A 25,503-nucleotide genomic window follows, 5' to 3' on the forward strand; every position below is an offset into this window, starting at 1 on the left:
CGGGGCCGCCCCGGACGTGCATCCGGAACGACCCCGCAGTACCCGGCACACCTCACCACCAACAGAGAGGTACACCGTGAACCACAAGCCTACCGTCACCGGCCTTCCCGGCCAGAGTGGCATCACCCACCACATCAAGGTCCCGCTGCCCGTACGGCCCACCCTGTCCGTCGAGTCGGTGCTGCTCCTCGCGGCCAGCGTCATCGCGGAGCGGGGTCTGCACCACGAGGACTACGTCGAGGACCCGCTGAACAAGCGGTTGGACCCGTCGTTCCCGTTGACGCTGCGGGCGATGTCCGTGGTCGGTGCGATCCGGTACGCGGCGACCGGGGACCCGCAGCACAGCTCGCAACTGTCGGAGACGACGGTCGGGTTTTTGGCCCTGTCGTTGGACGGCGGCCCGTTCTGGACGGACTGGCGGTCGCTGGAGCGGCACGTCGAGGACTGGTCGGACGGCATGACGGCGGTCGAGGCGGTTGCGCTGTTGGAGCGGGTGGCGACGAGCCCCGAGGAGCGTGCGGCGTGAACGAGTTGTCCGCCGAGTTGACCGGCAAGATCCGCGCACTCCGCAACCTTCAGAACGTGTCGGCGCAGAAGCTGGCTGACCGCATGGCTGCCCTGGGCTTTCCGATCCAGCGCAACGTGCTCGCCAACATCGAGACCGGGCGCAGGCAGTCGGTGTCTGTGGACTTCGTCAGCTTCGCGGCGCAGGCCCTCGACACGACGTTCGTCCGTCTGCTCACGGACCCCGTGGCCTGCCCGGGATGCGGCGGCAAGCCTCCCGTCGGGTTCACGTGCAACACCTGTGGTGGTGCGGCATGAATACGAAGCGCGTGGACGCGGCGGCCGGTGTGCTGAGCGCGTCGATGAAGTTGGGCAAGAGGTTGCCGGCCACGTTGGCGTACGACCTGGAGGCGGCGCAGCTGCTCCAGTCCCCGGAGACGGCGGCCGAGATGGCTGCGCTGCGCGACGTTTCTGCCTTGCAGGAGCGGGTCATCGGCGATGCCTGCCAGCTGTTGCAGAAGCGCCGTTGGGAGATCCGGGGACGCAAGGAGTACGGGCAGCGGCTGCGGACGGAGAACGAGCGGCTGCGGGCCCGGGTGTCCGAGCTGGAGACGGAGCGCCACGAAACGAACGCTGCGCTGTCGGATGCGGCGGAGGCGCTGCGGGCGTCCCGGGACCGGATCGCCGAGCTGGAGCGCGCGCTCGCGTTGGACCCCGACCCGATCGCCTACGGTCCGCGCGGCTACCGGTGCGGTTGCGGCAAAGACGCGCACTCGAACCTGACGCCGTGCCGGCCGGAGCCGGGTGCGTTGGCCGAGCAGCGTCACCAGTTCCTCGACCTCGACGTCGACAGCACGGCGCCCATCCCCGGCGCGTGCCTGTACCCGTACCTGCGCACCGCCCCCCTCGGAGGCACCGATGCCCGCTGACCCCACCCGCAGCACGAACCCGCCACTGTCGTTCCGTCTCGATGGGATGTGGCTGAAGGCCTTCCTCCGCGTCGACCGGATCCGACACGACACGCTCGTGTCCCTCGTGTCGGGCTGGAGCGACACCGAGGTTCGCAAGGACGTCACCGCTCGCCTCGTCGCACTCGCCGAGGTCATGTCTTCGATCCGCCGTGAAGGCGAGTTGGATGCCGCCGTCGAGGCGGTGGAAGACGAGGCCAGCATGCACGACGCGGAGATCGAGATCGATCTGGTGGACGCGCTTCGGCTGCGGGACGAGCTGAATGTGGTGATCGAGAAGTTGGCCCGGTTCAACCCGGCCGCCGCCCGGCCGGACATGCTCGCCAAGATGCCGCACCAGCGGAGGGCATCGTGAGCAGGCACCCGATCCGCAAGCGGGCCGATCACGTGACCGCCGCGCAGCGACTTCGGACCACTCCCGGCGAGTGGCAGACCGTGCACGTGTACGCGAGCCGGTACTCCGCGATGTCGGCGGCGCATCTGGTCCGCAAGCCCAGGTGCCAGTGGTTGGCCTACCTCCCGGCCGGTGCGTACGAGGCTCGTGTCGAGATGGTCGACGGGGGCACTGCTCTCCTGGTCCGGTACGTCGGGGGTACCCGATGAGCGACGCGTTCTTCCAGCCCGGCCGCACGTACACCGACGCCAATGGGTACACGGCCCCCGAGATCACCTACTACTTCCACGTCGAGCACGTGGCCCGGCACCCGGAGCACGGGCACCTGCGGGCGACCGGCTGGTCGAAGACTGGGGCCATGGGATCCCGGTGGCACGGCGACTCCCGCGTCGAGGGCGAGCAGGACGGCTGGACCGAGCTGCCTGTCCCGTTGATCGATGTGGATCCGGTGGTGGTCCGGCGCTTCGACTGCTCGATCGAGCCGGCCCTCGAAGACGAGCACCCCGAACTGATGGTGTGCTGCGTGGCGGAGGACGGGCGGCCGGTCGCACTGCTCCTCGACATGGAGGCGCGGGACAAGCTCGCGGGGCTCCTCGACATGGGGAAGGGCACCGGCGACGGCGAGCCCACCCCGGCCGCAGGCATCGGCGACGAGCGGGCGCTCCTGCTCGCCGATCACATCCTGAACACCGGCGGGACCTGGACGTCCGGCCGCGCGCACCGCTGGCTGTCCGAGGACGCCGGGATCGCGGTCACTGCCCGCCACGTCCGGCGGATGCTGAAGTCGTTGGCGGCGTACGGCTACCTGACCGAGCACGACAAGCCGGGCCGTGTCTCGTACACGCCGCGCTACGCCACCGGTGGTGGCCGATGACCGAGACCGCGCTGGCCGGGGCTTCGGCCCCGGCCGCCGGCCGCCGGGTCACACCGACCGGCCGCCTCATCCTCCCCGCCGACGCCGACCACAACGTCTGGCTCACCGCCCGCCGCGACGGCCTCGGCTCGTCCGACATCGCCGCCATCCTCGGCATCAGCAAGTACGGCAACGCCCTCTCCGTCTACCACGACAAGACCGGCGGTCTCCCGCTGGAGAGCGACGACTCTGAACCGGCCCTGTGGGGACGCATCGACGAGGAGGGCATCGCCCGCGAATGGGCCCGCCGCAACCGATCCGTCGTCCGCCGCGTCGGCCTCGTCGCGAACATCGACCGACCGTGGCAGATGTGCACCCTCGACCGCCGCGTCCTCGAATGCCCACTCGCTGACGGTCGCGAGAAGTGCGCCGTCGAGATCAAGTGCCGCGACAAGATGAAGGCCGGCCAGTTCCGCAGGGGCGTCGCCGACGACGTCCTCGTCCAGACGCTGTGGCAAGCCGACGTATGCGGCTTCGACCACATCCACGCCGCCGTCCGCCTCGGCGGCAACGAACTCCGCCAGTTCGTCGTCCGGGTCTCCGAGCACGCCGACCTGATCGCCGACCTGCGCGCGGCGGGCGCCCTGGCCTGGCAGCAGATCACCGACCGGCGGCCCCCCGTCCTCGGGGCGGACGCCGACCCGGACGTCCTCCTCGACCTGTACGAGCGGCTCCACCCGGAGCGCGCCGGGGCCGTGGACATCACCCGTGACGTCGACACGCAAAACGCCGTCGCCGACTACCTCGACGCGCACAACGACCTGGCCGCGGCCGAGAAGCGAAAGAAGGCGGCGAAGGCCCGCATCCTCGCGGGCCTCGGCAGCGCGGAAGAGGCCACGGTGCTGGACCGAGTCCACGTGTCGCTCGACGAGCGGTCCAAGGAGTGGGCGGACGTGAAGCGGCTCGCCGAGCGGTGGCCCGAGGCCTACGCCGACTGCGTCGAGGACCGCACCTACCGCCAGATCAACATCCCCCGCACGGTTCGTGAGGAGCACAACGCATGACGACACTCGCTGAGCGCGCGGCGGCCGCCGCCGGCCGGGCCCCCGAAGCCGGCCAGGACGACGGCCTGCAACTCCCGCAGGAGTACGTCGACCAGTTCCCGGCGCCGGACCCGATGGCCGGATACGAACCGGGCGACGACGACCCCGAGATGGTCCCCGTCCACCTTGCCTGGCTGCGGGTCCGCAAGGAGATCCGGGCCATCGCCAAGGGCGAGCAGTACAACGGCGGCGGCACCCGCTTCAACTTCCGTGGCGTCGACACCGTGGTGAACACCTTCGGGCCCGTCACGCTCAAGCACGGCATCAATGTCCTGCCCGTCCGCGTCGAGGCGTCCTATCGGGATACCACGACGTCCAAGGGCTCCAAGATGCGCGAGTGCACCGTCACGGTGACGTGGCAGATCATCGGGCCGAAGGGTGACGACCTCACCCTCCAGACGCAGGGCGAGGCCCTCGACTCCGCCGACAAGGGCACCGCGAAAGCACAGTCGGTGGCACTGCGGGTGCTGCTCCTGACGTCGGGTCTGACGCCGACGCACGACAAGGACCCGGACGCCTCGTACATCGAGCGCGGCAACGAGGCGCCGGCCCGGTCGGCTGACTCCTACCGCGACGAGATCCTCAACCCGAAGACCAGCCAAGGCCGGTTGCAGCAGATCGGATACGAGCTGGACAACCTGCGGATGATGGGCGCGAAGGTCGTCAACGAGGTGGGCGAGCAGGAGACGCTCGACTCCCTCGGCCGGCGGATCTACGGCGAGCGTGCTGGCGGTGCCGCGTGAGTTGGCACCTCGGCCGCCTGGCTGGCTTCGACTTGGAGACGACGGGCGTTGACGTCGAGACCGACCGCATCGTCACCGCGTGCGTCGTCCAGTGCGGCGGCGGGCAGCCCACCGCATCCGCGTCGTGGATGGCCGACCCGGGGATCGAGATCCCCGAGGGCGCCTCGAACGTCCACGGCATCACCACCGAGCGGGCCCGCGCCGAGGGCAAACCGGCGGCCGAGGTCGTCGCCGATGTTCTCGCCGCGCTCGGGCAGGTCATCGCCGCCGGGATCCCGATCGTCGCGATGAACGCCCGCTACGACCTCACCCTCCTCGACCGCGAAGCCCGACGGCACGGCCTGACCCCGCTGCCCGCCGCCCACGTCGTCGACCCGCTGGTCCTCGACAAGCACCTCGACCGGTTCCGCGAGGGGTCCCGCACCCTCACCGCCCTCTGCGACCACTACGACGTCCGTCTCGACGGCGCGCACAGTGCCGACGCCGACGCGGTCGCCGCATGCCGGCTGGCCTGGCGCATGGGCTCAACCCGGTCGGACCTGGCCGCGCTGCCGCTGGACACGCTCCACAGCCAGCAGGCGGCGTGGGCCGCCGAGCAGGCCACATCCCTCGCGGACTACTTCCGCCGGACGCCCGGCAAGGAGCACCAGGCCGACGGCGTCCGGAGCGAGTGGCCCCTCATCCCTCACCAGCAGGACGGAGACCTGTGATGCCCGTATCCGGACGCCGGCACCAAGCCCTTCAACGCGACAACGCCCAGCTCCTCCAGGACAACGTGCAGCTCCTCCGCGAACTCCGCGAGGTCACCGAGGAACGGGACGCCGCCCGCGAGGTCGTCCGCGGACTCTCCGAGCGCAACCAGCAGTTGACCGGCCGGCCCCTCGCGGGCGGCGAGATCGCTCTGGCCCGGGCGCTCCGCCAGTCCGAGGAGGCCCGCGCGCTGCTGGCCGCGCAGCTCGATCTGCTTCAGGCCGCGAACGAGGGTGCGGCCCGCGAGTCGTACGACGCGGCCAAGGTCGCCCGGGCGGTGGCGGCATGAGGAACCCGATCACCGCATTGCGGTCCCTGGCCCCGTCCGGCCGGCACCGCACAGCCCCGGGCCCGCTGATCGCACTTCCCATGGACGCCGAGCCCGGCCAGTTCGCTCTCTGCCCTGTCGAAGACCGCGAGCAGTACCACGCCGTACAGGCCGACGGCCGGCTGCGCTGCTGGACCTGCAACACGGTGACGGAGGCCGGAGCATGAACGCCACCCCTGACCTCACCGTCACCGTTCTCAGCCACCGGCCCGCCCCGCAAGGCAGCAAGCGGCACGTCGGCCGCGGCCGCCTCATCGAGCAGTCCACCCGGGTCAAGCCGTGGCGGGCCGCCGTCGACGAAGCCGTCCGCGCCGCCGTGGCTGGCGCTGTCCCGCTCGACGGCCCGCTGTCGGTGGAGATCGCGTTCACCGTCCGCAAGCCGGCCTCGGCGCCGAAGACCCGCATCACGTGGCCCACGACCCGTGACAGCGGAGATCTCGACAAGCTCCTCCGGTCCACGTTCGACGCGCTCACCACCGCGGGCGCCATCGCGGACGACTCCCGGATCGTCGAGGTCACCGCCCGCAAGATGCACCCGGGGGAGGGTCTGGACGCCCTCGACGGGCCCGGTGCTGTGATCCGGGTTTGGCGCCTCACTCCGGCGGTGACCGGATGAGCCGTCCGACGCTCCTCGATCTGTGCTGCTGCGCGGGCGGCGCCTCCATGGGCTACCACCGCGCCGGGTTCGACGTCACCGGCGTCGACATCGCGCCCCGGCCGAACTACCCGTTCACGTTCGTGCAGGCCGACGCGATCGAGTACGTCCGCGAACACGGCCACGAGTACGACGCCATCCACGCGTCGTGGCCGTGCCAGTTCGGGGCCGCGATCACCAAGGGCACCAACCGGCACCTGCGCAGCCGGTACGTGAACCTGCTCCCCGAAGGCCGTGCGGCGATGCTCGCTACCGGCCGGCCGTACGTCATCGAAAACCCCGAAGCCCGGCCCGACGTCGTCCTGTGCGGCACGCAGTTCGGGCTCCCGGTCCTCCGCCACCGCCGGATCGAGGTCCACGGCTGGACCCCGATGGCCCTGCCGCACCCGAAGCACCGCGGCCGGGTTCGGGGTTGGCGTCACGGCCAGTACCACGACGGCCCGTACCTCGCGGTCTACGGCAAGGGCGGCGGCAAGGCCACCGTCCCGGAGATGCAGGCCGCGCTCGGCATCGACTGGACCGACGTCCACGAGGAGCTGACCGAAGCCATCCCGCCCGCCTACACCCAGTACCTCGGCGAGCAGCTCGCCGCCCAACTCCAGGTGGTGACGTCATGACCCGACCCGCCCGCTCCTCCCACGCACCCGACACCCTCGGCCGAGCCGAGGACTGGCAAGACAAGGCACTCTGCCGCACCGTCGTCGTCGACCCCGAGGCGTTCTTCCCCACCGGCCGAGCCGCAGCCGGCCAGCAGCAGATCGACGACGCCAAGACGTTCTGCATGAGCTGCCCCGTCCGAATGGCCTGCGCCCTCGCCGCCCTCACCGGCGGCTACGACAACGGAGTGTGGGGCGCCCTCGACGAGGTCCAGCGCCGGCGGATCCTGCGAACGGATTCGGACGACCGGCGGCAGGCGATCCGGGACGAGTGGGCCCGACTGCGCTTCGATCCGCACTTCGACGCCTACGCGAAGCGGACCGAGCAGGAGGACAACGGGCACGTCCGTTGGCTCATGAAGAGTACGTCCGTCACCGTTCTCGGACGGAACTGGACCCCGGCGCAACTCGCCCTGACCATCTCCCAACGCCGGCCCCCGCAGGGAGCCGTCAAGACGACCTGCGGCAGGCCGGGTTGCGTGGCACCCGAGCACGTGGCCGACGACGTCGTCCGTAGGAGCCGCGGCCGTACCCAGAAGGCCGCGGCGTGACCGGCCGCCGCCCACGCCGGGCCCCGCCCCCGCCGGTCGCCGGCCAGCTCCTCGACTGGACCGACAGCAAGCACTGGGCCCGCACCCAAGCCCCCTGCCGCTACTGCCGAAAGCCCACGTTCCTCCGCGACGACGACCGGCTCCCCGCAGACAAGGTGTGCGCGGAGAAGGCCATCGCCGAGCGCACCGCCCGCACCACTGCCAACTACCAGAACGGAACCCTCTGATGCCGAAGCTCGCCCCGCACCAGGCCCCCGAGGTCAAGCTCGACGCAGCCGCCGCCGCCGTCGAAGCGTCCCTCACCACCGAGCAGCGCCGCGGCCTGTTCGAGAAGCCCGGGACCACCGTCGTCGCCATCGTCGAACTCACCTCGAAGTCCTACACCGGACACGCCGACGGCGAGGAGAAGGAACCCCAGGTAAAGGTCCGCGTGACCGGCTGCGAGGTCGCCCGCTCCACCGACGAGGCCAGCACCCTGCTGGAGGCCAAGCGCGCCATGTGGAGGGCCCGCCGCATGGACGGAACCCTCGACGAAGTCGGGCCCGGCCCGCGCGACGCGGAGTCCGTGATCGCCGACGCGTTCGGCGACTACCCCACCGAGAGCGAGTACCAGGGCTACCAGCGCGCCAAGGCACAGGCCGAACGCGACCAGTTCGTGCGCTGACCCCGCCCCCGTGACCGGTCCGGGGCGGACGACTCCCCGCCCCGGACCACCACCCGCACTCTGCACCACGAGAAGAGGACCGCACGTGAGGATTCGCCACAGCCGGCTGACGAGGGACTTCCTCCAAGTCCCCAACGCCACAGTGCGCGACGACCGCATGAGCCACATGGCCCGCGGCATCCTCGTCGAGCTCCTCAGCCGGCCCGACGGGTGGAAGACGAGCTGCGACGAGATGTGGCAGGCCTCGGTTGCCAAGCACGGGAAGGACAGCCCCGGCCGCCGGCAGTTCCGCTCTGCCTTCGCAGAACTCAAGAGCCTCGGCTACCTGCTGTCCGAACGAGAGATCCTTGCGGGCGGTCAGCACGCCACCCTCCTCGTCGTGCAGGACGTTTCCGCAGCTCAGCCCGACGTACCACAGGGTGGTACGTCAAATAAAGAACACGGTGAGAAGAAGACGGGGGTTAAGAACACTTCCCCCGACGCCTCCAGCGACGACGAAGACGAGCACCACCTCGCCGCGTTCGGCGCCTTCTGGATCGTCTACCCCAAGAAGATCCACATGGTGAAGGCCAAGACCGAATGGATCGCCGCGATCCGCAAGGGCATCGACCCCAGCCTCATGGTCACCGCCGCCCAGGCCTACGCCCGCGAAGTCGCCGGCAAAGACCCCCAATACACGAGCTACCCGGCGAACTGGCTGGCGAACGAGCGGTACCACGACGAGTACCCCGAACCCGACCTGCGGCCCGCGCTCCGCTCCGTGCCCACTCCCGCGCCCAGCCCGGCCGCCGCACGCCGCAACGCCAGCCGCAACGTCCTCGACCGCCTCGCCGACGAACTCCGCGCCGCAGCAGGAGGAGACCAGTGAACCCCGACGAAATCCCCCAGCTCCTCAAGCAAGTCAGCTACGCCGACCCCCGCGTCCTCCCCGACGACGAGCACGAGATCGTCGGACTCGCCGCACTGTGGGCCGAAGTCCTCAAGGACGTCCCCGCCCAGTACGCCATGTACGCCGTCGGCAAGCACTACGCCACGTCTCCGTTCCCCATCAAGCCGTCCGACATCTCTACCCGCTGGCAAGCCGTTGTCCGTGACCGCATGGACCGGCACACCGGCACCCTCGAACCCACCCAGCATCCCGAGCTGGACCCCGACGACGCCGAGGGGTTCGTCCGCGCACTGCGCGCCGAACGTCAGGCCGTGGTCATGGGCGAGGTCGCCCCCATGCCGCTGAAAGCAATCACCGGAGCCGTGCCGCCCGAGGTGCAGAAGCGCCTCGACCAGATCGGCCAGTACATGCCCGAGCACGTCCGCGAGCAACTCGCCACGTACCGGCCGCAGAAGGCCCAACGCGAATCCACCGTCCGTCGGCGCCAGCCCGACCCCCTCACCGTCCCCTGCCCCTGGTGTGACGCCGCCGTGGACCAAGCCTGCCGGGGCCGTCGCATCACCCCCGGCCGTGACCCGGAGAGCAAGCGGCAGGGGGGCAGGGCCCCGCACCCGTCCCGCGTCGATGCCGCCCGCGCCCACCTTCACGCCGCGTAGGAGCCGACCGTGAACGACATCGAACCAGCCGACGTCCGGGCCATGCGCGAACAAGGCGACCTACGCGCCTACCTCCGACAGCAGATCACCACCGGCCGCGACCGCGGCAAGCCCCCACCCGCGACCGCCCCGGAGCCGAACCCGCACCGCATCCCGGGCGCCTGGCCCACCGGCAGCCAGCCACCCCAGCCGATACCCGAAGCCCCGGCCGGCGCCTGGGAGGCAGCCCTCCACCGCCTACGCACCGGCACCCAAACCGGCATCCGCTGCGAATGCCGAGCCTGCGACCCCACCACCGGCAGCCACCCCGCCGCCTGAGCCGCCCGCTGATCCGGTTCTGCCGGCCTCGCACACACCACCCCGACAGGAGACCCGCTCGTGACCACGCCCGACCTCTGTCCCGACTGCCAGCACGAAGCCCACGACCTCGGCGACCGGGAGTGCGAACAGCCCATCCACCACGGCCCGAACCGGATGCACCACTGCCTCTGCCTCGCGCGCCCCGGCGCCAACACGGTGTGCCCGCCGCAGATGGACTGCCAGGGCGGCACGCTCGGCTACGCGGACGTCTGGTACCTCCAGCGCGGCCACTGCCTCCGGGCCGCCGACGGCCGGACGATCACGCCCGCCGTGCTCCTTGCTCCGCCCGCCGCCGCTCTCTGCCGGTGCGACCACCGGCGCGACGAGCACATCACCGTGTCCGGACGTCTCCTCTGCGACCGATGCGACCCCGACGCCCCCACCTCGCCCGGCTGCGACGAGTACACGCCCGCCGCCGCCCCGTCCGCCTGACCCCGAAGGAGTCCGTCATGCCCGACTACCGCGTGAGCGGCTACACCACCACTCGCGGCTACCACCTTGACCAGCCCGACTACACCGTGATCGTGCGTGACGACCCCGACCTCGAACCCGTCGCCGACCGCGCACGCAAGGTCGCGCGGGAGGTGGCCGCCGAGGTACGCAGCCTGCGCCGCTTCCGTATCGCGCCGGTCATGGACACCCGCCCGCCCGCCGCCCCGTCCGTCTGACCCGCCCGAAGGAGACCCCCTACATGCACCGCGAGACCCGCTTTCTCATCTCCCGCAAGCCCTACGCCATCGACCTCGACAGCCTCACCGTGGCCGAACCCGGCCCCCGCGGATCGGTCTGGGCCGGCGTGTCAGCCGTCTGGTTCCGGCGTCGGCGCGGTGTCACGGTCGCCTGCACCGGCACCCTCCGCGACCTCCAAGACACCACACCCGCCGACGTCCACGCCTTCCTTGCCGCGCACACCGACGGCCGCTACGGCGGCACCGCCCACGGCCGTTGGGACGGCGAACGGTATTGGGGCGCGCAGGAGCCGTTCCAGATGGCCCTCGACCTGACCGTTCTTGAACCCATGCTCGCCGCGTACCCGGACGTGCCGCCCGGCTACGACGGCTGGTGGACGTTCCAGCCCGCCTGACCCGCCCCTACCGCAGTACCGCCGCCCCGGGGGCTATCCGGGGCGGCGGCCCCACCAGCATCGCACCGACCAAGGAGCAGACCGTGACCCACCTGTGGGAGATCGACCACCCGTACTACTGCGAGCGCGGCAACTACTTCAAGGCCGGCCAGCATGCCCGCTGGACAAGCTGGCAGGAGTTCCGCGACGAGACCCTGTTCGTTACCGGTGACCGCGACACGAACCTCCTGTTCCGCTGGGACTGGTCCGACGGCGTCCTCTCACTGTTCTTCATGCTCCAGCGGAAGAGCTACCACGTGTCGCACGACGTCGCCGTGACGCGTGAGGACGAGCCCGAGATCCGCGCCTGGCTGACCGAGTGCGCCGAGGCCCTGCGCGCCACATGGGAGCCGATCCTCACCGCCGACGGAGCCTGACCCCCGCCCCGGCCGGCCCGTCACCCGCGGGCCGGCCACCCCCACCCCGACACCAGGAGCAGCAACCGTGACCGCACACCCGCCCCGCACCCGCTGGCACGTCGAAACCTACGACCCGCTCGCCGCCGAATGGTCCTCCGGCCTGCCGCTGCCGACCAAGCAGGCCGCCATCGAGAAGCGCACCCGCCTCGACAAGCAGTACCCCACCTTCCGCACCGGCGCGCCCTGCCAGCGGCGCATCGTCCTGGAGACGACCACGTTCATCGACCTGGACGTCGACCCCATCGCCTGCTTCCCGCAAGGCGGCTTCGTCCTCACCGACCACGCCGGCCAAGACCTCGCCGCCGTCCCCGACCAGACGCCCGACGGCCGGCCCGCGATGCGCATCGGCGTCGGTAGCTGCGAGGTCGGCCACGCCGAGACGACCGTCCCTCTCGACCGCTTGGAGGAGGTCATCGCCGGACTCCGCGAGATGGCCCGGCAGCAGGCCGCCGACCAGCCCGTGCCGTCTGCCGGCTGCCAGTGCATCGCCCAGACCACAGCCGCGGACCGGATCTACTGCGACCCCTGCCGGACCGGTAGCGCCGACGGGGAGCTGCGCGTCGAACTCGCGGGCCACAACGTCACCGCCCACCTCTCCGACCCAGAAGCCGAACGGCAGCGCGCAGAGCACGCCCGCCAGGCCGCCGCAGGCACCCCGATCACCGCCGAACAGAACGCCCGCGCACGGAAGGCGCTGCCGGAGAGCGCCGTCGTCACCGCGGCAGCGGTCCGAGCCACTGAGCCGCGGTGTGGGCACTCGGCCTGCGACCCCTACGAGTGCTTCGAGGTTGCAAGGTGACCGCCCTCCTTCTGGCCGTCGCGCTGCTCGCCGGCTACCTGATCGGCCGCACCCGACCCGCACGCCGCGTCTCCGACTGGGCCGACCGCCTCACCTGGCGCCGCCCCGCCGTCACCCGCCGCGAGTGGCGGTGGTGGGCCGCGCAGCCCGTGTACGCCTGCCAGATCGCCGTACTCCTCGCGACCCAGCCCCGGGAGACGGTCCGCGCCTGGCAGACCCGCAACGACCCGCCGCCGCCACGCAGTCCCGCCGTCAAGCTCGTCAGCCCCTGGCCGCCACCCGAGGGCCCACGGTGAACGGCTGGTGGTGGGCTGGCGGAACCACCGTCGTGATGATCCTCGCCGCCGTCGCCTTCGGCTTGGCGCTGTACCACGGCGAGCAGCAGGACCGTGCGACCCGCCACACGGACCCACACGCCGCGTACTGGGGGCGGGAGGACCCGACACCCGCCCCCCGCCCCCACAGCCCGCCACAGAGGCGTACACGCCCGACAACGCCCGCACTGGGCACGCACCGACCAACACCGAGGAGACCAATGACCGAGCCCACCGCCTACGAGCGGCTCCAACAAGCAGCAGCCGAAGCGGCACGCAAAGCCCACCTGCTCGTCTTCCACACCATCCGTGACGTCCACCGCGAATGCGCCACCCTGGAAGCCGAATGGGCCAGCCGACAAGACGCCGGCGCCGACGAAGTACGCGCCGCGCTCGCCCGCATCCGCGCTGCACTCGCCCCGGCCGTACCGGAGTCCGTCGAGGAGCACGCGGAACGCCTCGTGCGCCATCTGTTCGACGACCAGCCCGACGGGAGCAGCCAGTGACCCTCCTCGACCGCCTCCGCATCCTCGCCACCCACCTCCGCCGCGGACTCCACGCACCGTGCCCGACCGACTGCGGCGAAGGCCACACCTACCGCCGGCCCTGCGAAATCGCACGAGCAAGGAGCCCCCGGTGACCCCCGCCGATCTCGCCCTCCTCATCCCCCTGACGATCATCGTCGCCGCCATCACCACCGCCGCGATCACCGCCCTCGTCATCGCATGGAGGCAGCGGTGACCCACCCTCGCGCCGAGACGTGCTGCGTATGCGGAGACAGCGACGTCGTCTACCACAACTACCGCGAGCAGCCGTTCTGCTGGCCGTGCGCCAACTGCCATTGCACCCAAGACCCGTGCGTCCGGACCGGCGTCAACGACCCGGCGGTCAGTGCCGACACGGCCGGCAGCCCCGACCGGCGAGCCAGCATCCGCCACCTCCTCGACCGAGCCAGCAGGGGCGTGCTCACCGTCGCCGAGGCCGAGTTGCTGCGCGGCCAGGTCGAAGCCGAGCAGCGCGCCGCAGACCAGCGCGCCAAGCAGGCCGCGACCACGCTCACCGAGGCCCGGAGCGATTGGGGCTACGCCATCGGCCTCCTCGCCCAGGCCGTCGACCACGTACCGCCCAGCCCTCTCCGCGACTGGATCCGCGCCGCCCTCAACCCGAAGGAGCCCCGCACGTGAGCACCCGCGACCCGTCCAACCTCGCCGCCCGCAACCTCCTCGCGCAACGCCTCGTCGACCACCACGGCCTCGACCCGATCGACGCCCACACCGCCGTCAGCCGCGTCCACTACGGGCTCGACACCGAACACGAGCACCTCGTCCGCCAAGAGGCCAGCGCCGTCCTCGACGAGGTATCCACCGCACTCCGCACGCACCTCGTCAAGCTCGTCGCCGCCCTCGCGCCCCGCCTCCAGGAAGTAGGCGAAGCCGCCGCCCGGGCCCTAGAGCAGATCACCCGCCCGCCCCGCCCCCGGCCGGCGTGGCAGTCCCCCTACGGCCCCGCCCGGAAAGGACACCGCCCGTGAGCACCCCGGAGCCCCGCCCAGACCCGATCGTCTCCATCGGCGACCGCCTCGTCGACTTCAGCCCGCCCGTCCTCGACCTGAACGGCGAACCCCTCTGCACCTGCACCCACGGCGCCCAGTGCATCACCTGCTACGAGGAGTCCCTGTGAGCACGCTCGACCTTGCGATCATCTGCGTCACCGCCATCGCCCTCGCCCTCATCTGGGCCGCCGTCCGCCTCAACCAGACCAAGGGGCAGTAGCCATGGCCACCTTCACCAGCCGCACGGTCACGACCACGCGGCGCGAATGGATCGTCCCCACCACGCACCCCCACGGCGCCTACCTGGGCGACATGGAAGCCGCGCTCGGAGCCGCGATCCAGGACTACCGGCACTACTTCAACGTCAGCGACTCCGTGACCTTGCCCGACGACGCGCTGCGGTTCACCGCCACCGACAAGGCGATCGTCATCAGCTTCACCGTTGAGACGCCGCAGCCCTGAGGCATGCGCGAGGGGCGCGCCTCACGTCTGACCAGGACAGGCGCGCCCCCAGGTGGTCCTCACCGTACCCGCCCCACCCGCAGGAGCACACGATGATCACCGCCGCCCAGCACCTCATCCGCATCGCCACACTCTGGCCCCACCTCGACGACGCACTCGACCAGCACACGACCGGCACCTGGCCCCCCTCCGGCCGGCTCGCCGACTACCTCAACACCCTGGACCGCACCGACGCCGCAGCCATCCACCACCAGCGGCTCCACCGCATCGAACACCCCACGACCGGACGCCCCTGGTACGAATGTGTCGGCTGCAACCACGTCGGCGACGGCAACACCCACCCCGCCCGCGGCGAAGAACGAGACCCCCAGCAGATCGGGGAGACGCCCGCCCCGGTCTCCCTGCTGGTCCTCGACACCGCTCGCCTCGTCGAGGGCACCCTCGTCCACCTCGCCGACACCCTCGCCCCAGCCATCACCCGGCAGGCCGCACCGCACGCCCCGGCCGACTGGCAGACCCGCGGCTGGACCACAGCCGACCGCGACCGGCGCAACGCCCTCGCCGAGCGCGAGCAGGGCGACCCGCGCCGCTGGCGGTACACCGGACTCCGCACCGCCGAGTACGCGGCCGGCTGGCTCCACGCACGCGTCACCGGCCAGGACGGCCCGTTCTGGACGCTCACTGCTGCGCAGCTCCTGCACGTCGAGCAGGTCGCCGCCGGGTGCGCCGACCGCATCGCAGCCGCCCTCGACCTCGACGCCCGCGACATCCCCAATGACCGTCCCTGCCCGCGCTGCTCCGGCCGTCTGCTCCTCACCACCGGCGCCGGTCGCCCGCCTACCGCCCGTTGTGAAGACTGCGCCAGCACGTGGGCCCTGCCCGAGCCGGTTGCCGCATAGCCGCGGAGTTGTTCGGGGGTTGTCCGGCGCCGGACAACCCCCGCCACACTGAGGACCCCGCCAAGGAGGCCGCCATGCCACTGCCCCTGATCCCCGTGCTCCTGCTGGAGTTGCTGTACGCCGTGGCCTGCGTGACTGTGGGCACCCGCCCCGGAGCGTCGCTGTGGCTGCGCTGGCCGACCTTGACGTGGGAGCGCATGGTCCACGGGCCGGCGCCGAAGCCCCGCCCCAACTACGCGCGGATCGCCTACCTGGAGCAGGAACTCGGACTCGTAGATCCGGAGCCGGTGAGGAAGAGCAGCGGCCTCGGCATTAGCGCCGCCGAAGCCCAGGCCAACCTGGCAGCGAACCTGAACCGGATCTTCGGCCCCGAGCGTGCCGTCCGCGCGGACAAGGTGTGCCTCGTCAAGGGATGCGACGGGCCGACGACCGAGATCCGTAACTGGGACGGGGTTCTCCGCCGGCGGCTTCACCAACACTGACCGCGTCGCCGCCGCCTGCCACACTGATCCTGCGGACGCTCACCGGGTGGATGGTCGAGGTGGGCTGGTTCCGGAAGCAGACATCGACGTTCGGCGGGAACCGCAACCTGCCCCGCAAGCCGCTCCAGGACTCGAAGATGTTCGTCGTCAAGCAGGAGACGAGGAACAGGGTCAACTTCCCTGTCGCCTATGCCAGCGCCTCTGGCATCGACATGGTGGTCGATGCCTGGGACAAGCGAGCCGCCGCCTGATCGAACCCGACGACGCCCGCTCTCGCATCCAGCGGGGGCGGGCGTTCTGCTATCCGGAATCTTGCTCTGTCATGCGCCTACCACCCCAGGTCACGGCTCCTCGGCGCCTAACCGCCACACCGCCGGGATGCGCGCACGCGCCAGCCGGGTGAACCTGAAGGAGATCCCAACCCCTCACACACCAGGGATAGCCATGATCAAGAAGCTGCACGAGATGGGCATGCGAAGCGAGCACGCGTACATGGCAGCGTTCGCCTCGATCGGTCTTTCCATCGCCACGTGGGTGACGTCCCTCAAAGCCGAACCAGGTGCCGACATCGCCCGCGCCGACCGGTGGGGAATCTTCATTGGCGAGTGGGCCCCCACCTTCTTCGGGCTCGGCCTGGCCCTGTCCCACTACGAGCAGGCGGAAGGCACCCTCCTCGCCAGCGTCAGCGACATCCGCGAGGAGCGAGCGGCCATGTAGCACCTACGCCGGGGGCTCTTCGCTGTCAGTCCCGGCCGCTAGCCTGTTCGGTATCCCATTCAAGGATTGAGGCGGGCTGCCTCGCTGCACGAATCCGCCCCACCGGACCCCCACGGGGGACAGCGCCCGGCGGGGCGGACGCACGTCAGGGCTACGGCAGATCAGCCGGCGGCGGCCCGGACTCCAGCTCGTACACGTGCGGACCGTCCCCCTGCCACTCGATCATCGGGGAGTCGCCGAGCACCAGCTCGTCCCGGTCGGGTACCTCGATCCGGCGGAGGAACTCGATCACGTCCTCGTCGCGGTGCGCGACCCCGAGGATCGTGTCCACCCCGCGCACCCGGATCGTGACCCGCCGGCCCTCGCTCGCAGAGATCCGGTGCACGACGATCGGCGCATGCTCCATCCCCCTACCCTGCGGCCGGACAGTCCCGGACGCATCCGGACACCGCCGGACGGGGGCGGACAGCACGGTGCCCCCGCCCAGACGGACGGGGGCACCGGGTGCGCGCGGGCGAGTCCTACCGCAGTCCGTCCACCGTGACCACCACGCGGTACTCCGGAATGCCGCCCGGGGAGCTGACCAGACGCAGGGCCTCGATCCGGAACGGACTGCCCTGCTGATCGTTAGCGGCAGCCCACTCCGCCAGACCCTCGATGGCCTGCCCCGGAGTCGCCCCGCCGAACGACAACCCGATCTCACGGAACGGCTGCCCGTTCGAAGTCTCTGCGGCGTGCTCCTCGATCTCACGGAACCCGCGCTCGAACCAGTCGGTCATCTCCGCCTCCTGCTGGATGATCGGTTAGCCCTGCGGCCAGGTGCCGGGCCGTGCGGCGTGCAACTGGTGGAAGACGCTGGGGTGAATGTGCCACTTCGCCCGGTGGAACAGCCGACAGACGGCATCCATTCGCGCCGGAAGGTCAGGGTGGTCGAGCCCCAGCGGGTGCCCCTCCTGAAGCCACGAGATCGACACGGTGTCCTCGTCCCAGTCGGCAAGCAGCGCCACGTGATACCCGGTGAGCTGGGCGCCTGTCGCACTGTCGTCGTCCGCGGCGATCGGCATGCCGGCGCGGACCAGGACTCCGATCGCCTCCCGGATGCGGGGGTCGCTGGTGTCGGTCAAGGGGGCCATCTTGAGCACCACTTCGGTGACGGCTGCTTCGGACGGGCGGATCCCTTGCCCGGGCCGTGCGGCGGCTGCGGCGCGCACCTGGTCGGCGTCGAAGAGAGCGCCCAGTCGGCCGGCCGGATTGTCGGTGACGGCAACGCGGGCGACGCTCCAGCGGGAGAGCTGGCCGCGGGCGCTGTGGGGCTGGATACCGAGGTACTGGGCGACTTGCTCGATGTCCCAGAGGGTGCGGGTGCTCATGGCTGCGGCTCCTTGGGTGCGGGGTGGCCTGACATCCACAGCCTTGCATCACGTGATGCAAGGTGTCAAGCAGGCAGAACAAAGCCCCCGGCTCGTCAGGAATCGGGGGCTCTGTCGCGCGCGGCTACTCGGCGGCCGGGCGCAGTCGATCGAAGTACGCCTCGACTGCGTCGGCGGGGTACCGCTTCCCTTTCCGATGCGGCGGCGGCAGGGTCAAGCGCTGCGGGAACTCCGGCGTCTCGACGAGGGCGCGCAGCGTGTCGGGGCTGATGCGGAAGCGCTTGGCGATCTCCCCCGTCGAGTAGGTGCCGGGGACGCGGGGGACTATGTCGGCGCGTGGGAGAACGACATGCATCCAGTTGTGCCGAGGGTGCTCGTTCTGGATGGCCCGCTGCTCCTCGGCCAGCGCGTCAGGGCGGGTCGGATACCAGGAGACCTCGTACCGATGGGCGCCTGACGCCCACCATGCCTTGCTGCGCAGGTGATCTTTCCACCGGGTGTCAGTGTCGTTCGTGATCCCGACGTACAGCAGCCCGTCCGCCGCGTCGTAAATCCGGTACACGGCCGTCTCGGGCGACGGCTCCGTCTTGAGGTCCGCGAAGAGGCCGCGGTCGATCCTGATCGGTACGCTCATGCCTGCATCTCCAGTGGTGCACTACGGCCGGGCGGCCTGCACGCTGCCCGGCCGTCTCATGTGGTCGAGGGATCCGTCTCCTCAGCGAGGATCTGTCGGACGCGCCCGAAGCTGATGTCCAGCTCGGCGGCGATTTGCCGGAGCGTCATGCCGCCGTCCTTCATCTCCTGCATGGCCTGGCGCCGTTCCCGCCGGACGCGCTCACGGACCGACTCCAGCATCTCGGCGAGCCGTCTGGCCCGTTCGGCCGGCGGTTCACCAGCGGCCACCGCGTCGACTGCATCGAGCACGCGCTGCACCTCCTTCGCCTGATCGTCCATCTGTCTGCCTCTCCGAGTCCGGGAGGCGGATCTCTCTGCCGTCTTGTGTAGACAGCCTACACGCGTGTAGGTTGGCTACACAACGGCACGGAGGGCCCACCTTCGTCCGCCAATGGAACAGCCCCGGCGGGAGTTCGCACCTCCTGCCGGGGCCCAGCCATCCACCTGCCTACCAGGAGGAACAGCTATGGCACACCGTACCGAGCCCAACCGGGCCGAAGAAGCCCTCCCCGAGGTCACCATCGAAGACCTCGTCACCACCGTCACCTGCCCCCAGTGCCACGTCGCCGCCGGGAGCCGCTGCATCACCCGCGCCGGGAAGCCCGCCCGCGAACCGCACGGCCGCCGCTTCGACGGGCTGGAGCAGGCCGCCGGCATCACGGAATTCCGCGCCGCCGCTCGCCGCGAGGCGGAGGCCCGCGGCGGCTGGTTGGTCACCCTCGACGGCAAGACCGAAGGCGCCCTGTTGACGGCCTACGCCACCCGGCTCCGCCCTCGCACGCAGCCGGACGCCGACTCGGTCGCTCCTACCGCCCCGACCCCGGCCGCGGCCGACCCGAGGCAGAGCGCCACCCCCGCCCAACGCCAGCTCGACCACGCGCTCACCGCGCTCGCCCGCACCACCCCCGGCCGCAGCCGCTACATCGCCGACGCCGCGGAGCGGTACCTCGCCCAGGTCGAGCGGCGCCGGCGGCCCTACGGCTACCGCCGCGACTACCGCGACGACATGATGAACCGCCGCGACGCCTTCGAGATGCGCGGCGGCCACACCGTCGCCACGATGCTCGGACTCTCCGTCCGCCCGTCCGACCCGCAGTTCCCCGCCACCGCGCGCGCCATCATCACCGCAGTCAACGCCCCCGTCGACCAGCTCGTCGAGGCCGCCCGCACCACCGGTGCCCCGGCCGCCGTCGCCCTCGCGCACATCCTCGGCGGCACCCGATGACCGCCCGCAGCCAAGCCGACGAAGGCCTCCAGCGCGCCCGAGCCGACGAGCCCACCGTGGCCTGCCGCAAGCTCCTCCTCCGGGCCGCCGACCTCCTGCGCGCGGACCGCGCCCGCCACGAACACGCCATGGACCAGCCCGCGCTCGACGAGTTCGCGCGCCGCCTGCCCGTCGAGTACTTCGGCATGGACAGCCAGCTCGTGGACGAGGCCCGCGCCCAGTTCCTCGACCGCACCCCCGCGATCCGCCCCGGGCAGACCCGCGCCGAGTACGCGCTCGTCCTCCGCCTCACGGCCGGCCACTGCTACGCGTGCCAGCCCAGCGCCCTCTGCCCCACCCACCGCTGACCATCCCCGCCCGACCGACGTGGAGCAGCCATGCCCAAGAGGATCACCGTCACCGAGGCCGACGGAACCGTGACCGAGACGACCGTCGCCGACGACGCCACCGCCCGCGAGTTCGAGAACCTCCCTTTCGAAGTCGGCCACATCGTCTCCGTCACCGTCACCGACGACAACAAGTAGCCCCGCCCCGCCTGACCAACGAGGAGTTCCAGCATGTCCGAAACCATCCAGGCCCCCTTCGCCGCCTCCTGGCCGAAGGGCGTCATCGCCCGCTACCTGACCCTCGCCAACGCCACCGTCGACCTGATCAGGACGAAGAACAGCAGCCCCGCCTACATCGACGGCGGCCACTGCACCGGCTGCGGCCACACCATCGAGTGGATGCAGGAGGAGTACGGCCGGGAGAGGGCCCAGTCCCACGCCGAGACCTGCCGCGCCCTGCCCAACCCCACCGCCTGACCCCTCACTCCTGGCCGGGCTCGCCCTCGCGCGCCCGGCCCCGCACACCCCGGAGCAGCACGTGTTCCGCACCACCGCCCGGCCGCCCCTCATCCTCGTCGGCGCCACCGGCCTTGCCATCCTCTCCCTCATCTGGTCCGGCTACGCGATCACCGACCTCATGCACTCCGGCAAGTTCGGCCTGTCCGTCGCCATCGCCGGAGACATCGGCTGGCTCACCGTCCTCCGAGCCGAGTACCGCGGCATTACCATCAGCGTCCGAACCAGGACCATCACCCCGGCCGCAGTCGGCTGGGCCATCGCCCTCGGCGTCGCCGCACTCCTCGCCCTCCACGGACACGAACAGCACAGCCTCCCTCAGACACTCGCCGGCCCCTTCGTCGTCCTCGTCGGCAAGGCCGTCTGGACACTCGCCCTCGCCTCACTCCGCGACCCCGCCGCCCTCACCCCCGACCAAGAGGCCGAGATCGCGTCCGTCATGCGCGACAGCGAGTACGAGGCCCGGTTGCACGCCGCGCGCCTCGACCAACTCGACCGGGCCGCCGACTCAGAGATCGCACGCATCCGCGCCGAGGCCCGCATCACCCTCGCCCGCGACGACGCAGACGCCGAAATCCAGCTCGAACGCATCGACAAGCAGCGCGCGATCACCCGCCGCACCCCCCTCGCGATCAGCCCGGCTCAACCCGCACCCGCTCACGTTGAGCCCCCGGCTCAGCCCGTTGAGCCCTCCCCGCCCAGCGTTGAGCCCACCCGACCCCACACCGTCTCAGCCGTGACGGTCTCCCAGGTCAGCATGGTTGAGCCCGAGGTTCAGCCCGCCGAGCCCTTCGGGTTCTCGGTGGCTCAGTCGGCTCAGTCCAAGCAGCGCGAGGAGTCTCTCCGGGCCGTCGCCAAGCTCCTCGCCGCAGACCCCGGGCTCACCTCCGGCCAGATCGCCGAGACCCTCAGCGTCAGCCCCGCGACCGCGAAGCGGTACCTCCGAGAAGCAAGGAAGCCGTCATGATCCCCACCCTCGGAGCCGTCCTCCTCGGCACGCTCTTCATCGTCATCGAGATCGCGATCTGGTTCCCCACGGTCAAAACCCTCCGGAGCCAGCCCCTCCAAAGCTGCGGCGAACTCCTCCCGTTCATCCTCTGCTGGGCCATCGGCGCACTCACCATCATGGTCGTCGGCGGCGTCGTCGGCTGGGCCGGAGACACCACCCTCTGGGGCCTGAACACCTTCGGCGACGGCCTCCTCGTCTACGGCGTCGGCGCGGAGACCGGCACCGCCCCCGGCTCGCCCGCCGCACCGCTCACCCAGGGCGGCCTGTTCATGACCGTCCTCGTCCTCGCCGCGTTCCTCGCCCGCCGCAAGCAGGGCGCCAAGGGCTCCAAGTGGCGCGGCTGGCTATCCGGCATCGGCATGGGCCTGTCCGGTGGCGTCGCCCGGTACGCGGCCGTCCCCCTCGCCTCCGCCATGAACATCGCCGGGGTCTGGCTGACCGGAGCCCTGTCGTCATGACCACCACCGAGCAGGGCCCCGTCGAGGGGGAGTCGGGCGGCCGGGTCGCGGGCGGCTGCGTGCTGGCCGTCGGCCTCGCCGCAGCCGGCGGGGTGGCCGTTGTCCATCCGGAGGCCGCCTACTTCGTGTCCGGTCTCGTCGCCACCGCCGGCTACCGCAAGGCGCGCGGCTGGATCGACCGGCGCCGCGGCGAGACCGCCGAGGAGGAGGCCCCGGTCGACATCCTCGCCGTCCTCCGAGACTTGACGAAGGGCGGCGATCACGCCCGGCTCACGCAGATCCAGGAGGCCGCCAAGCTGCCCACCACGAAGGCCGTGCGGGACCTCCTCGAAGGGGCCGGGATCCGTATCCGTGGCGGGGTGCGCGCGGGAGGGAAGAACGGGCCGGGCGTCCACAGGGACGATGTACCGCCCCTTCCCTCGCCCGAGAGCGGCACCCCTTCCGGGGGTTGTTTGTGCAGCTCAGGCGCCAACACCAACGCCAACAACAGTGCCTCGACCGACCCCCGGAAGGGGTTGAGTGTAGAAGCCATCGGCCAGGCCGGCGCGGTCGTCCGCGTCGAAGCCGAACGCCGTACGTACACCGTCTGACCCACCACCGAAGGAGATCACCATGCCCGACGAGCACGAGTACGACATCAGCGACGTGATGAGCGCGTCCGAGCTGTACGAGATGGACCAGGCCGACGAGTTCGCGCAGGACGCCGCCGCCGACAGGGCAGCAGCCGACGACGAGCAGTGACAAACCCCGGGGCCGGCCGTCGCCTGGCAGCAAACCGGCCCGCCCCAGGCCCCCGCCCCCATCACAGAGACAGGACCCCGATCATGCAGCAGACCATGAGCCTGGACGAACTCCGGCGCCGCAACGAGCAGTCGCAGGCCGCCGCGCAGCAGACACCGCCAACCCCGCCCCAGCCCGCACCGAAGCAAGGATGATGAACGGCATGACCGATCACGACGTACTCGTCAACGCTGCTGCCGCACTCCTGATCGCCTCGATCACCATGCGCGACCTGGCCGACGCCATGCCACCCCAGTTCATGGCCGGCATGCCCGACGACATCCGAGACAGGGTCGTCAGGCCCGGCTACCAGGCTGCGTTCGACGCGCTGCCCGAGCCGGTGAAGCGCGACGCGCAGGCAGCTGTGGACGCGGACCCCGCCATCATCGCCGCCCGGCAGCTCTGAGGGCCCTGCCCCTAGTTGCAAAACCGCCGGACGTGAGCCATTCTGTCCTCACGTCCGGCGTGCCCGGACAAGACGAAGCCCCGCCACCGCGCGGGGCTTTCGCATGTCACGGGTACGTCACTTCCCCCACCGCCACAGCGCCCGGAGCCCACCATGTCCTGATGCGCACACACAGCACTCTTCCTCTCCTCGCCATCGGCCTCGTCGCTCTCGCCGGCTGCGGCTCCAGCACCCCAGCAGACGGCTTCGAAGCCACGGTCATGTGCGAGCAGTTCACCAAGCAGCGACTCAAGTCCCCCGGCTCCGCCGAGTTCAGCGGCGCCGACGAGACCACGGTGACCACCATCAGCGGCACCGCACCCTGGAAGTACCGGGTCGTCGGCCACGTCGACAGCCAGAACAGCTTCGGCGCGCTGGTGCGCAACACCTACGACTGCACCACCGTCACCGAAGACGGCGAGACCTGGAAGATCGACACCCTCAACACCAGCAAGAACTGACCTGCCACCAGGCAGGCACACGACCACTCGGTGCGGAGTGGGTGCGGGTGCAGCCGCCCGGGACGAGGGCCCCGGGCGGCAACCCCCGACGAGCACCACGACACCATCCCCTAGCACCCGTGGCCTGATCACCACGGGAGGCGGCCCTCCGTTCCAGGCGTAGGGCCGCCACACACCTGGAGTCCACATGAAGAGGTCCATTGAGATCGGCACCCTCGGCCGCAACGTGGCCGCCAACCTGCCGGCCCTACGCAACGCACGTCGCCTGACGACACGCGCCCTTGCCGAGCGGACCCGCGACCTTGGCAGGTACATCGACGCGACGGCGATCACACGTATCGGCAAGATGACGCGGCGAGTCGATGTGGACGACGCTGCGGTTCTCGCCGAAGCCCTGGGCGTCGCTCTCGGCGACCTGCTCGCCGACCCCGACAACGTCACCATCAGCGTGGAGATCAAGGTCTCAACCTGATGGCCAAGCGGACCGACCTCACCACCTACGACTACCGCAAGAAGCGCGCCCGCTTCCTCGCCGAGTCCGACGTCTGCCACCTCTGCGGCCACGCCGGCGCCGACGTCGTCGACCACGTCCAACCCGTCGCCGCCGGCGCCGACCCCGAGGACACCAGCAACTGGCTCCCCGCCCATGGGGTGAAGCGCTGCCCGACCTGCGGCCGGAACTGCAACGGCGCCAAGGGCGCGAAGACCAGGCCCACCGGACTGAAGACGTCACGCGACTGGTACACCGCCTGACCATCACACCCCACTGACCTGCACGTATGCACACCACGCCGCATACGCGCAGGCCAGAGCGCTGCGCTGAGGGTGCAACCAGCCGGCCCGCAGAACGCCACCAGACACCACGCCCCCGACCTGTGCGTTTGCCGGGACTGCACAAACATGCAGGTCAGAGCGCTGCATGTGGTCAGGCCGGGCGTCACTCGCCAGCCGCTCCGACAGATGCGGCGCCGGCCCCCGAAGTGGCAGGCCCGCGTGCGAGTCGCAGGCACCTGACCTGCACGTTCATGCAGTTCGTCGCGAACGTGCAGGTCAGAGCGTTGCCGGCTCGACCCGATCGAGCGTCACGTCATGTGACATGCGATCTCGCGCGTACATAGCGATCACACAAACGTGCAGGTCAGAAGCCTGCGAGCCGGCTCGATCCGATCACGGAGCGTCGCCGTTTTCTGGCAAGATCATCTTCCCAGCCCCGCGCCCAGCTTTTCTTTTTGCGTGTGAGGGCCGAAACCCTCAGCAGTGATCTTGACCCCCTAGTGCTGCACCGCGAAAGTTCGTGGAGGGGGGTTGGGCCGGTCAGGCCGGGCTGCCGAGGTAGAGGGTGCCGGCGCAGGTAAGGCAGTCCTCGGGACTGCCGATGGGGAGGCCGGTGGGGAGGA

The 25,503-nt window shown here is 70.8% G+C and carries 51 protein-coding genes; 46 read left to right on the top strand and 5 right to left on the bottom strand.

Annotated elements, in window-relative coordinates; all coding sequences use genetic code 11:
* Window positions 1–76: 76 nt before the first annotated feature.
* The 34 genes from OTB19_RS28435 (at window position 77) to OTB19_RS28600 (ending at window position 16,841) form a co-directional block, all read left to right on the top strand.
* On the top strand, window positions 77–526 hold the full coding sequence (locus OTB19_RS28435; protein WP_267801358.1) for a DUF6197 family protein: 450 nt from the start codon (window positions 77–79) through the stop codon (window positions 524–526).
* Complete coding sequence (locus tag OTB19_RS28440; protein WP_267801359.1) at window positions 523–822, top strand: helix-turn-helix domain-containing protein; 300 nt, start codon at window positions 523–525, stop codon at window positions 820–822. The genes OTB19_RS28435 and OTB19_RS28440 overlap by 4 nt, the downstream gene beginning before the upstream one ends.
* Window positions 819–1,433, top strand: a complete 615-nt coding sequence (locus tag OTB19_RS28445) for a hypothetical protein (protein WP_267801361.1) — start codon at window positions 819–821, stop codon at window positions 1,431–1,433. The genes OTB19_RS28440 and OTB19_RS28445 overlap by 4 nt, the downstream gene beginning before the upstream one ends.
* A complete protein-coding gene (locus OTB19_RS28450) occupies window positions 1,423–1,827 on the top strand; it encodes a hypothetical protein (protein ID WP_267801363.1) in 405 nt (134 codons plus the stop codon). Before OTB19_RS28445 ends, OTB19_RS28450 begins: the two co-directional genes overlap by 11 nt.
* Complete coding sequence (locus OTB19_RS28455) at window positions 1,824–2,075, top strand: hypothetical protein (protein WP_267801365.1); 252 nt, start codon at window positions 1,824–1,826, stop codon at window positions 2,073–2,075. Before OTB19_RS28450 ends, OTB19_RS28455 begins: the two co-directional genes overlap by 4 nt.
* The gene (locus OTB19_RS28460) at window positions 2,072–2,740 is read left to right on the top strand and encodes a hypothetical protein (protein ID WP_267801366.1); all 669 of its coding nucleotides are present in this window, start codon (window positions 2,072–2,074) and stop codon (window positions 2,738–2,740) included. Before OTB19_RS28455 ends, OTB19_RS28460 begins: the two co-directional genes overlap by 4 nt.
* Window positions 2,737–3,783 carry a YqaJ viral recombinase family protein gene (locus OTB19_RS28465; protein WP_267801367.1) on the top strand — a complete coding sequence of 349 codons (1,047 nt, stop codon included), beginning with the start codon at window positions 2,737–2,739 and terminating at the stop codon, window positions 3,781–3,783. Before OTB19_RS28460 ends, OTB19_RS28465 begins: the two co-directional genes overlap by 4 nt.
* Window positions 3,780–4,565 carry an ERF family protein gene (locus OTB19_RS28470; protein ID WP_267801369.1) on the top strand — a complete coding sequence of 262 codons (786 nt, stop codon included), beginning with the start codon at window positions 3,780–3,782 and terminating at the stop codon, window positions 4,563–4,565. The genes OTB19_RS28465 and OTB19_RS28470 overlap by 4 nt, the downstream gene beginning before the upstream one ends.
* On the top strand, window positions 4,562–5,275 hold the full coding sequence (locus OTB19_RS28475; protein WP_267801370.1) for an exonuclease domain-containing protein: 714 nt from the start codon (window positions 4,562–4,564) through the stop codon (window positions 5,273–5,275). The genes OTB19_RS28470 and OTB19_RS28475 overlap by 4 nt, the downstream gene beginning before the upstream one ends.
* Window positions 5,275–5,604, top strand: coding sequence for a hypothetical protein (locus OTB19_RS28480; protein WP_267801371.1), 330 nt, complete (start codon window positions 5,275–5,277; stop codon window positions 5,602–5,604). The genes OTB19_RS28475 and OTB19_RS28480 overlap by 1 nt, the downstream gene beginning before the upstream one ends.
* Complete coding sequence (locus tag OTB19_RS28485; protein ID WP_267801372.1) at window positions 5,601–5,810, top strand: hypothetical protein; 210 nt, start codon at window positions 5,601–5,603, stop codon at window positions 5,808–5,810. The genes OTB19_RS28480 and OTB19_RS28485 overlap by 4 nt, the downstream gene beginning before the upstream one ends.
* Entirely contained in the window at window positions 5,807–6,259 is a 453-nt protein-coding gene (locus tag OTB19_RS28490; RefSeq protein WP_267801373.1) for a RusA family crossover junction endodeoxyribonuclease, read from the top strand. Before OTB19_RS28485 ends, OTB19_RS28490 begins: the two co-directional genes overlap by 4 nt.
* Window positions 6,256–6,915: a DNA methylase gene (locus tag OTB19_RS28495; protein WP_267801374.1), complete on the top strand. Its 660-nt coding sequence runs from the start codon at window positions 6,256–6,258 to the stop codon at window positions 6,913–6,915. Before OTB19_RS28490 ends, OTB19_RS28495 begins: the two co-directional genes overlap by 4 nt.
* A complete protein-coding gene (locus tag OTB19_RS28500) occupies window positions 6,912–7,505 on the top strand; it encodes a WhiB family transcriptional regulator (protein WP_267801376.1) in 594 nt (197 codons plus the stop codon). The genes OTB19_RS28495 and OTB19_RS28500 overlap by 4 nt, the downstream gene beginning before the upstream one ends.
* The gene (locus tag OTB19_RS28505; protein WP_267801378.1) at window positions 7,502–7,732 is read left to right on the top strand and encodes a hypothetical protein; all 231 of its coding nucleotides are present in this window, start codon (window positions 7,502–7,504) and stop codon (window positions 7,730–7,732) included. The genes OTB19_RS28500 and OTB19_RS28505 overlap by 4 nt, the downstream gene beginning before the upstream one ends.
* Complete coding sequence (locus tag OTB19_RS28510; protein WP_267801379.1) at window positions 7,732–8,169, top strand: hypothetical protein; 438 nt, start codon at window positions 7,732–7,734, stop codon at window positions 8,167–8,169. The genes OTB19_RS28505 and OTB19_RS28510 overlap by 1 nt, the downstream gene beginning before the upstream one ends.
* Before the next feature lie 85 nt (window positions 8,170–8,254).
* Entirely contained in the window at window positions 8,255–9,037 is a 783-nt protein-coding gene (locus OTB19_RS28515; protein WP_267801380.1) for a hypothetical protein, read from the top strand.
* A complete protein-coding gene (locus OTB19_RS28520; RefSeq protein WP_267801381.1) occupies window positions 9,034–9,714 on the top strand; it encodes a hypothetical protein in 681 nt (226 codons plus the stop codon). Before OTB19_RS28515 ends, OTB19_RS28520 begins: the two co-directional genes overlap by 4 nt.
* Window positions 9,715–9,723: 9 nt before the next feature.
* Entirely contained in the window at window positions 9,724–10,032 is a 309-nt protein-coding gene (locus OTB19_RS28525) for a hypothetical protein (protein WP_267801382.1), read from the top strand.
* Window positions 10,033–10,092: 60 nt separating this feature from the next.
* Complete coding sequence (locus OTB19_RS28530; protein ID WP_267801383.1) at window positions 10,093–10,506, top strand: hypothetical protein; 414 nt, start codon at window positions 10,093–10,095, stop codon at window positions 10,504–10,506.
* Window positions 10,507–10,523: 17 nt separating this feature from the next.
* Window positions 10,524–10,742: a hypothetical protein gene (locus tag OTB19_RS28535; protein WP_267801384.1), complete on the top strand. Its 219-nt coding sequence runs from the start codon at window positions 10,524–10,526 to the stop codon at window positions 10,740–10,742.
* A gap of 23 nt (window positions 10,743–10,765) precedes the next feature.
* Window positions 10,766–11,158 (top strand): hypothetical protein, encoded by a 393-nt coding sequence (locus OTB19_RS28540; RefSeq protein WP_267801385.1) that lies wholly within the window; start codon window positions 10,766–10,768, stop codon window positions 11,156–11,158.
* Between the two features lie 83 nt (window positions 11,159–11,241).
* On the top strand, window positions 11,242–11,574 hold the full coding sequence (locus OTB19_RS28545; protein WP_267801386.1) for a hypothetical protein: 333 nt from the start codon (window positions 11,242–11,244) through the stop codon (window positions 11,572–11,574).
* 67 nt (window positions 11,575–11,641) lie between these two features.
* On the top strand, window positions 11,642–12,415 hold the full coding sequence (locus OTB19_RS28550; protein ID WP_267801387.1) for a hypothetical protein: 774 nt from the start codon (window positions 11,642–11,644) through the stop codon (window positions 12,413–12,415).
* On the top strand, window positions 12,412–12,711 hold the full coding sequence (locus OTB19_RS28555) for a hypothetical protein (RefSeq protein WP_267801388.1): 300 nt from the start codon (window positions 12,412–12,414) through the stop codon (window positions 12,709–12,711). The genes OTB19_RS28550 and OTB19_RS28555 overlap by 4 nt, the downstream gene beginning before the upstream one ends.
* Before the next feature lie 239 nt (window positions 12,712–12,950).
* Window positions 12,951–13,235, top strand: a complete 285-nt coding sequence (locus OTB19_RS28560) for a hypothetical protein (RefSeq protein ID WP_267801389.1) — start codon at window positions 12,951–12,953, stop codon at window positions 13,233–13,235.
* A 231-nt stretch (window positions 13,236–13,466) separates the two neighbouring features.
* Complete coding sequence (locus tag OTB19_RS28565) at window positions 13,467–13,913, top strand: hypothetical protein (RefSeq protein ID WP_267801390.1); 447 nt, start codon at window positions 13,467–13,469, stop codon at window positions 13,911–13,913.
* Window positions 13,910–14,260: a hypothetical protein gene (locus OTB19_RS28570; protein WP_267801391.1), complete on the top strand. Its 351-nt coding sequence runs from the start codon at window positions 13,910–13,912 to the stop codon at window positions 14,258–14,260. The genes OTB19_RS28565 and OTB19_RS28570 overlap by 4 nt, the downstream gene beginning before the upstream one ends.
* The gene (locus OTB19_RS28575) at window positions 14,257–14,409 is read left to right on the top strand and encodes a hypothetical protein (RefSeq protein ID WP_267801392.1); all 153 of its coding nucleotides are present in this window, start codon (window positions 14,257–14,259) and stop codon (window positions 14,407–14,409) included. The genes OTB19_RS28570 and OTB19_RS28575 overlap by 4 nt, the downstream gene beginning before the upstream one ends.
* A 94-nt stretch (window positions 14,410–14,503) precedes the next feature.
* The gene (locus OTB19_RS28580) at window positions 14,504–14,743 is read left to right on the top strand and encodes a hypothetical protein (protein ID WP_267801394.1); all 240 of its coding nucleotides are present in this window, start codon (window positions 14,504–14,506) and stop codon (window positions 14,741–14,743) included.
* Between the two features lie 92 nt (window positions 14,744–14,835).
* The gene (locus OTB19_RS28585) at window positions 14,836–15,642 is read left to right on the top strand and encodes a hypothetical protein (RefSeq protein WP_267801395.1); all 807 of its coding nucleotides are present in this window, start codon (window positions 14,836–14,838) and stop codon (window positions 15,640–15,642) included.
* 74 nt (window positions 15,643–15,716) lie between these two features.
* Window positions 15,717–16,124: a hypothetical protein gene (locus tag OTB19_RS28590; protein ID WP_267801396.1), complete on the top strand. Its 408-nt coding sequence runs from the start codon at window positions 15,717–15,719 to the stop codon at window positions 16,122–16,124.
* 50 nt (window positions 16,125–16,174) lie between these two features.
* Window positions 16,175–16,375 carry a hypothetical protein gene (locus OTB19_RS28595; protein ID WP_267801397.1) on the top strand — a complete coding sequence of 67 codons (201 nt, stop codon included), beginning with the start codon at window positions 16,175–16,177 and terminating at the stop codon, window positions 16,373–16,375.
* Between the two features lie 193 nt (window positions 16,376–16,568).
* Entirely contained in the window at window positions 16,569–16,841 is a 273-nt protein-coding gene (locus tag OTB19_RS28600; protein ID WP_267801398.1) for a hypothetical protein, read from the top strand.
* Between the two features lie 151 nt (window positions 16,842–16,992).
* Here the strand turns inward: OTB19_RS28600 and OTB19_RS28605 are convergent, their stop codons facing one another.
* The 5 genes from OTB19_RS28605 to OTB19_RS28625 all read right to left on the bottom strand — a co-directional run bounded on the left by OTB19_RS28605 (window position 16,993) and on the right by OTB19_RS28625 (window position 19,165).
* The gene (locus OTB19_RS28605) at window positions 16,993–17,247 is read right to left on the bottom strand and encodes a hypothetical protein (RefSeq protein ID WP_267801399.1); all 255 of its coding nucleotides are present in this window, start codon (window positions 17,245–17,247) and stop codon (window positions 16,993–16,995) included.
* 115 nt (window positions 17,248–17,362) lie between these two features.
* Window positions 17,363–17,620, bottom strand: coding sequence for a hypothetical protein (locus OTB19_RS28610; protein WP_267801400.1), 258 nt, complete (start codon window positions 17,618–17,620; stop codon window positions 17,363–17,365).
* 24 nt (window positions 17,621–17,644) lie between these two features.
* Window positions 17,645–18,211, bottom strand: coding sequence for a hypothetical protein (locus OTB19_RS28615; protein ID WP_267801401.1), 567 nt, complete (start codon window positions 18,209–18,211; stop codon window positions 17,645–17,647).
* A 124-nt stretch (window positions 18,212–18,335) separates the two neighbouring features.
* On the bottom strand, window positions 18,336–18,845 hold the full coding sequence (locus tag OTB19_RS28620) for a GIY-YIG nuclease family protein (RefSeq protein WP_267801402.1): 510 nt from the start codon (window positions 18,843–18,845) through the stop codon (window positions 18,336–18,338).
* Window positions 18,846–18,901: 56 nt separating this feature from the next.
* Window positions 18,902–19,165, bottom strand: coding sequence for a sigma factor-like helix-turn-helix DNA-binding protein (locus OTB19_RS28625; protein WP_267801403.1), 264 nt, complete (start codon window positions 19,163–19,165; stop codon window positions 18,902–18,904).
* A gap of 187 nt (window positions 19,166–19,352) precedes the next feature.
* On the opposite strand from OTB19_RS28625, the gene OTB19_RS28630 reads away from it, so the two are divergent.
* The 12 genes from OTB19_RS28630 to OTB19_RS28685 all read left to right on the top strand — a co-directional run bounded on the left by OTB19_RS28630 (window position 19,353) and on the right by OTB19_RS28685 (window position 24,859).
* Window positions 19,353–20,111, top strand: a complete 759-nt coding sequence (locus tag OTB19_RS28630; RefSeq protein ID WP_267801404.1) for a hypothetical protein — start codon at window positions 19,353–19,355, stop codon at window positions 20,109–20,111.
* Entirely contained in the window at window positions 20,108–20,458 is a 351-nt protein-coding gene (locus OTB19_RS28635) for a hypothetical protein (RefSeq protein ID WP_267801405.1), read from the top strand. Before OTB19_RS28630 ends, OTB19_RS28635 begins: the two co-directional genes overlap by 4 nt.
* A 30-nt stretch (window positions 20,459–20,488) precedes the next feature.
* A complete protein-coding gene (locus tag OTB19_RS28640; RefSeq protein ID WP_267801406.1) occupies window positions 20,489–20,635 on the top strand; it encodes a hypothetical protein in 147 nt (48 codons plus the stop codon).
* A 33-nt stretch (window positions 20,636–20,668) separates the two neighbouring features.
* Window positions 20,669–20,914, top strand: a complete 246-nt coding sequence (locus OTB19_RS28645; RefSeq protein ID WP_267801407.1) for a hypothetical protein — start codon at window positions 20,669–20,671, stop codon at window positions 20,912–20,914.
* A 61-nt stretch (window positions 20,915–20,975) separates the two neighbouring features.
* Window positions 20,976–21,920: a helix-turn-helix transcriptional regulator gene (locus OTB19_RS28650; RefSeq protein WP_267801408.1), complete on the top strand. Its 945-nt coding sequence runs from the start codon at window positions 20,976–20,978 to the stop codon at window positions 21,918–21,920.
* On the top strand, window positions 21,917–22,420 hold the full coding sequence (locus tag OTB19_RS28655; protein ID WP_267801409.1) for a hypothetical protein: 504 nt from the start codon (window positions 21,917–21,919) through the stop codon (window positions 22,418–22,420). The genes OTB19_RS28650 and OTB19_RS28655 overlap by 4 nt, the downstream gene beginning before the upstream one ends.
* Window positions 22,417–23,010 carry a hypothetical protein gene (locus tag OTB19_RS28660; protein ID WP_267801410.1) on the top strand — a complete coding sequence of 198 codons (594 nt, stop codon included), beginning with the start codon at window positions 22,417–22,419 and terminating at the stop codon, window positions 23,008–23,010. The genes OTB19_RS28655 and OTB19_RS28660 overlap by 4 nt, the downstream gene beginning before the upstream one ends.
* 22 nt (window positions 23,011–23,032) lie before the next feature.
* Window positions 23,033–23,161, top strand: coding sequence for a hypothetical protein (locus OTB19_RS28665; RefSeq protein WP_267801411.1), 129 nt, complete (start codon window positions 23,033–23,035; stop codon window positions 23,159–23,161).
* A gap of 202 nt (window positions 23,162–23,363) precedes the next feature.
* The gene (locus OTB19_RS28670) at window positions 23,364–23,606 is read left to right on the top strand and encodes a hypothetical protein (protein ID WP_267801412.1); all 243 of its coding nucleotides are present in this window, start codon (window positions 23,364–23,366) and stop codon (window positions 23,604–23,606) included.
* A 161-nt stretch (window positions 23,607–23,767) separates the two neighbouring features.
* A complete protein-coding gene (locus tag OTB19_RS28675) occupies window positions 23,768–24,106 on the top strand; it encodes a hypothetical protein (RefSeq protein WP_267801413.1) in 339 nt (112 codons plus the stop codon).
* Between the two features lie 187 nt (window positions 24,107–24,293).
* The gene (locus tag OTB19_RS28680; protein WP_267801414.1) at window positions 24,294–24,578 is read left to right on the top strand and encodes a helix-turn-helix domain-containing protein; all 285 of its coding nucleotides are present in this window, start codon (window positions 24,294–24,296) and stop codon (window positions 24,576–24,578) included.
* Window positions 24,578–24,859: an HNH endonuclease gene (locus OTB19_RS28685; RefSeq protein ID WP_267801415.1), complete on the top strand. Its 282-nt coding sequence runs from the start codon at window positions 24,578–24,580 to the stop codon at window positions 24,857–24,859. The genes OTB19_RS28680 and OTB19_RS28685 overlap by 1 nt, the downstream gene beginning before the upstream one ends.
* Window positions 24,860–25,503 lie beyond the last annotated feature (644 nt).

This window comes from Streptomyces sp. H27-H5 (genome assembly GCF_026627505.1).
Classification (GTDB): Bacteria; Actinomycetota; Actinomycetes; order Streptomycetales; family Streptomycetaceae; genus Streptomyces.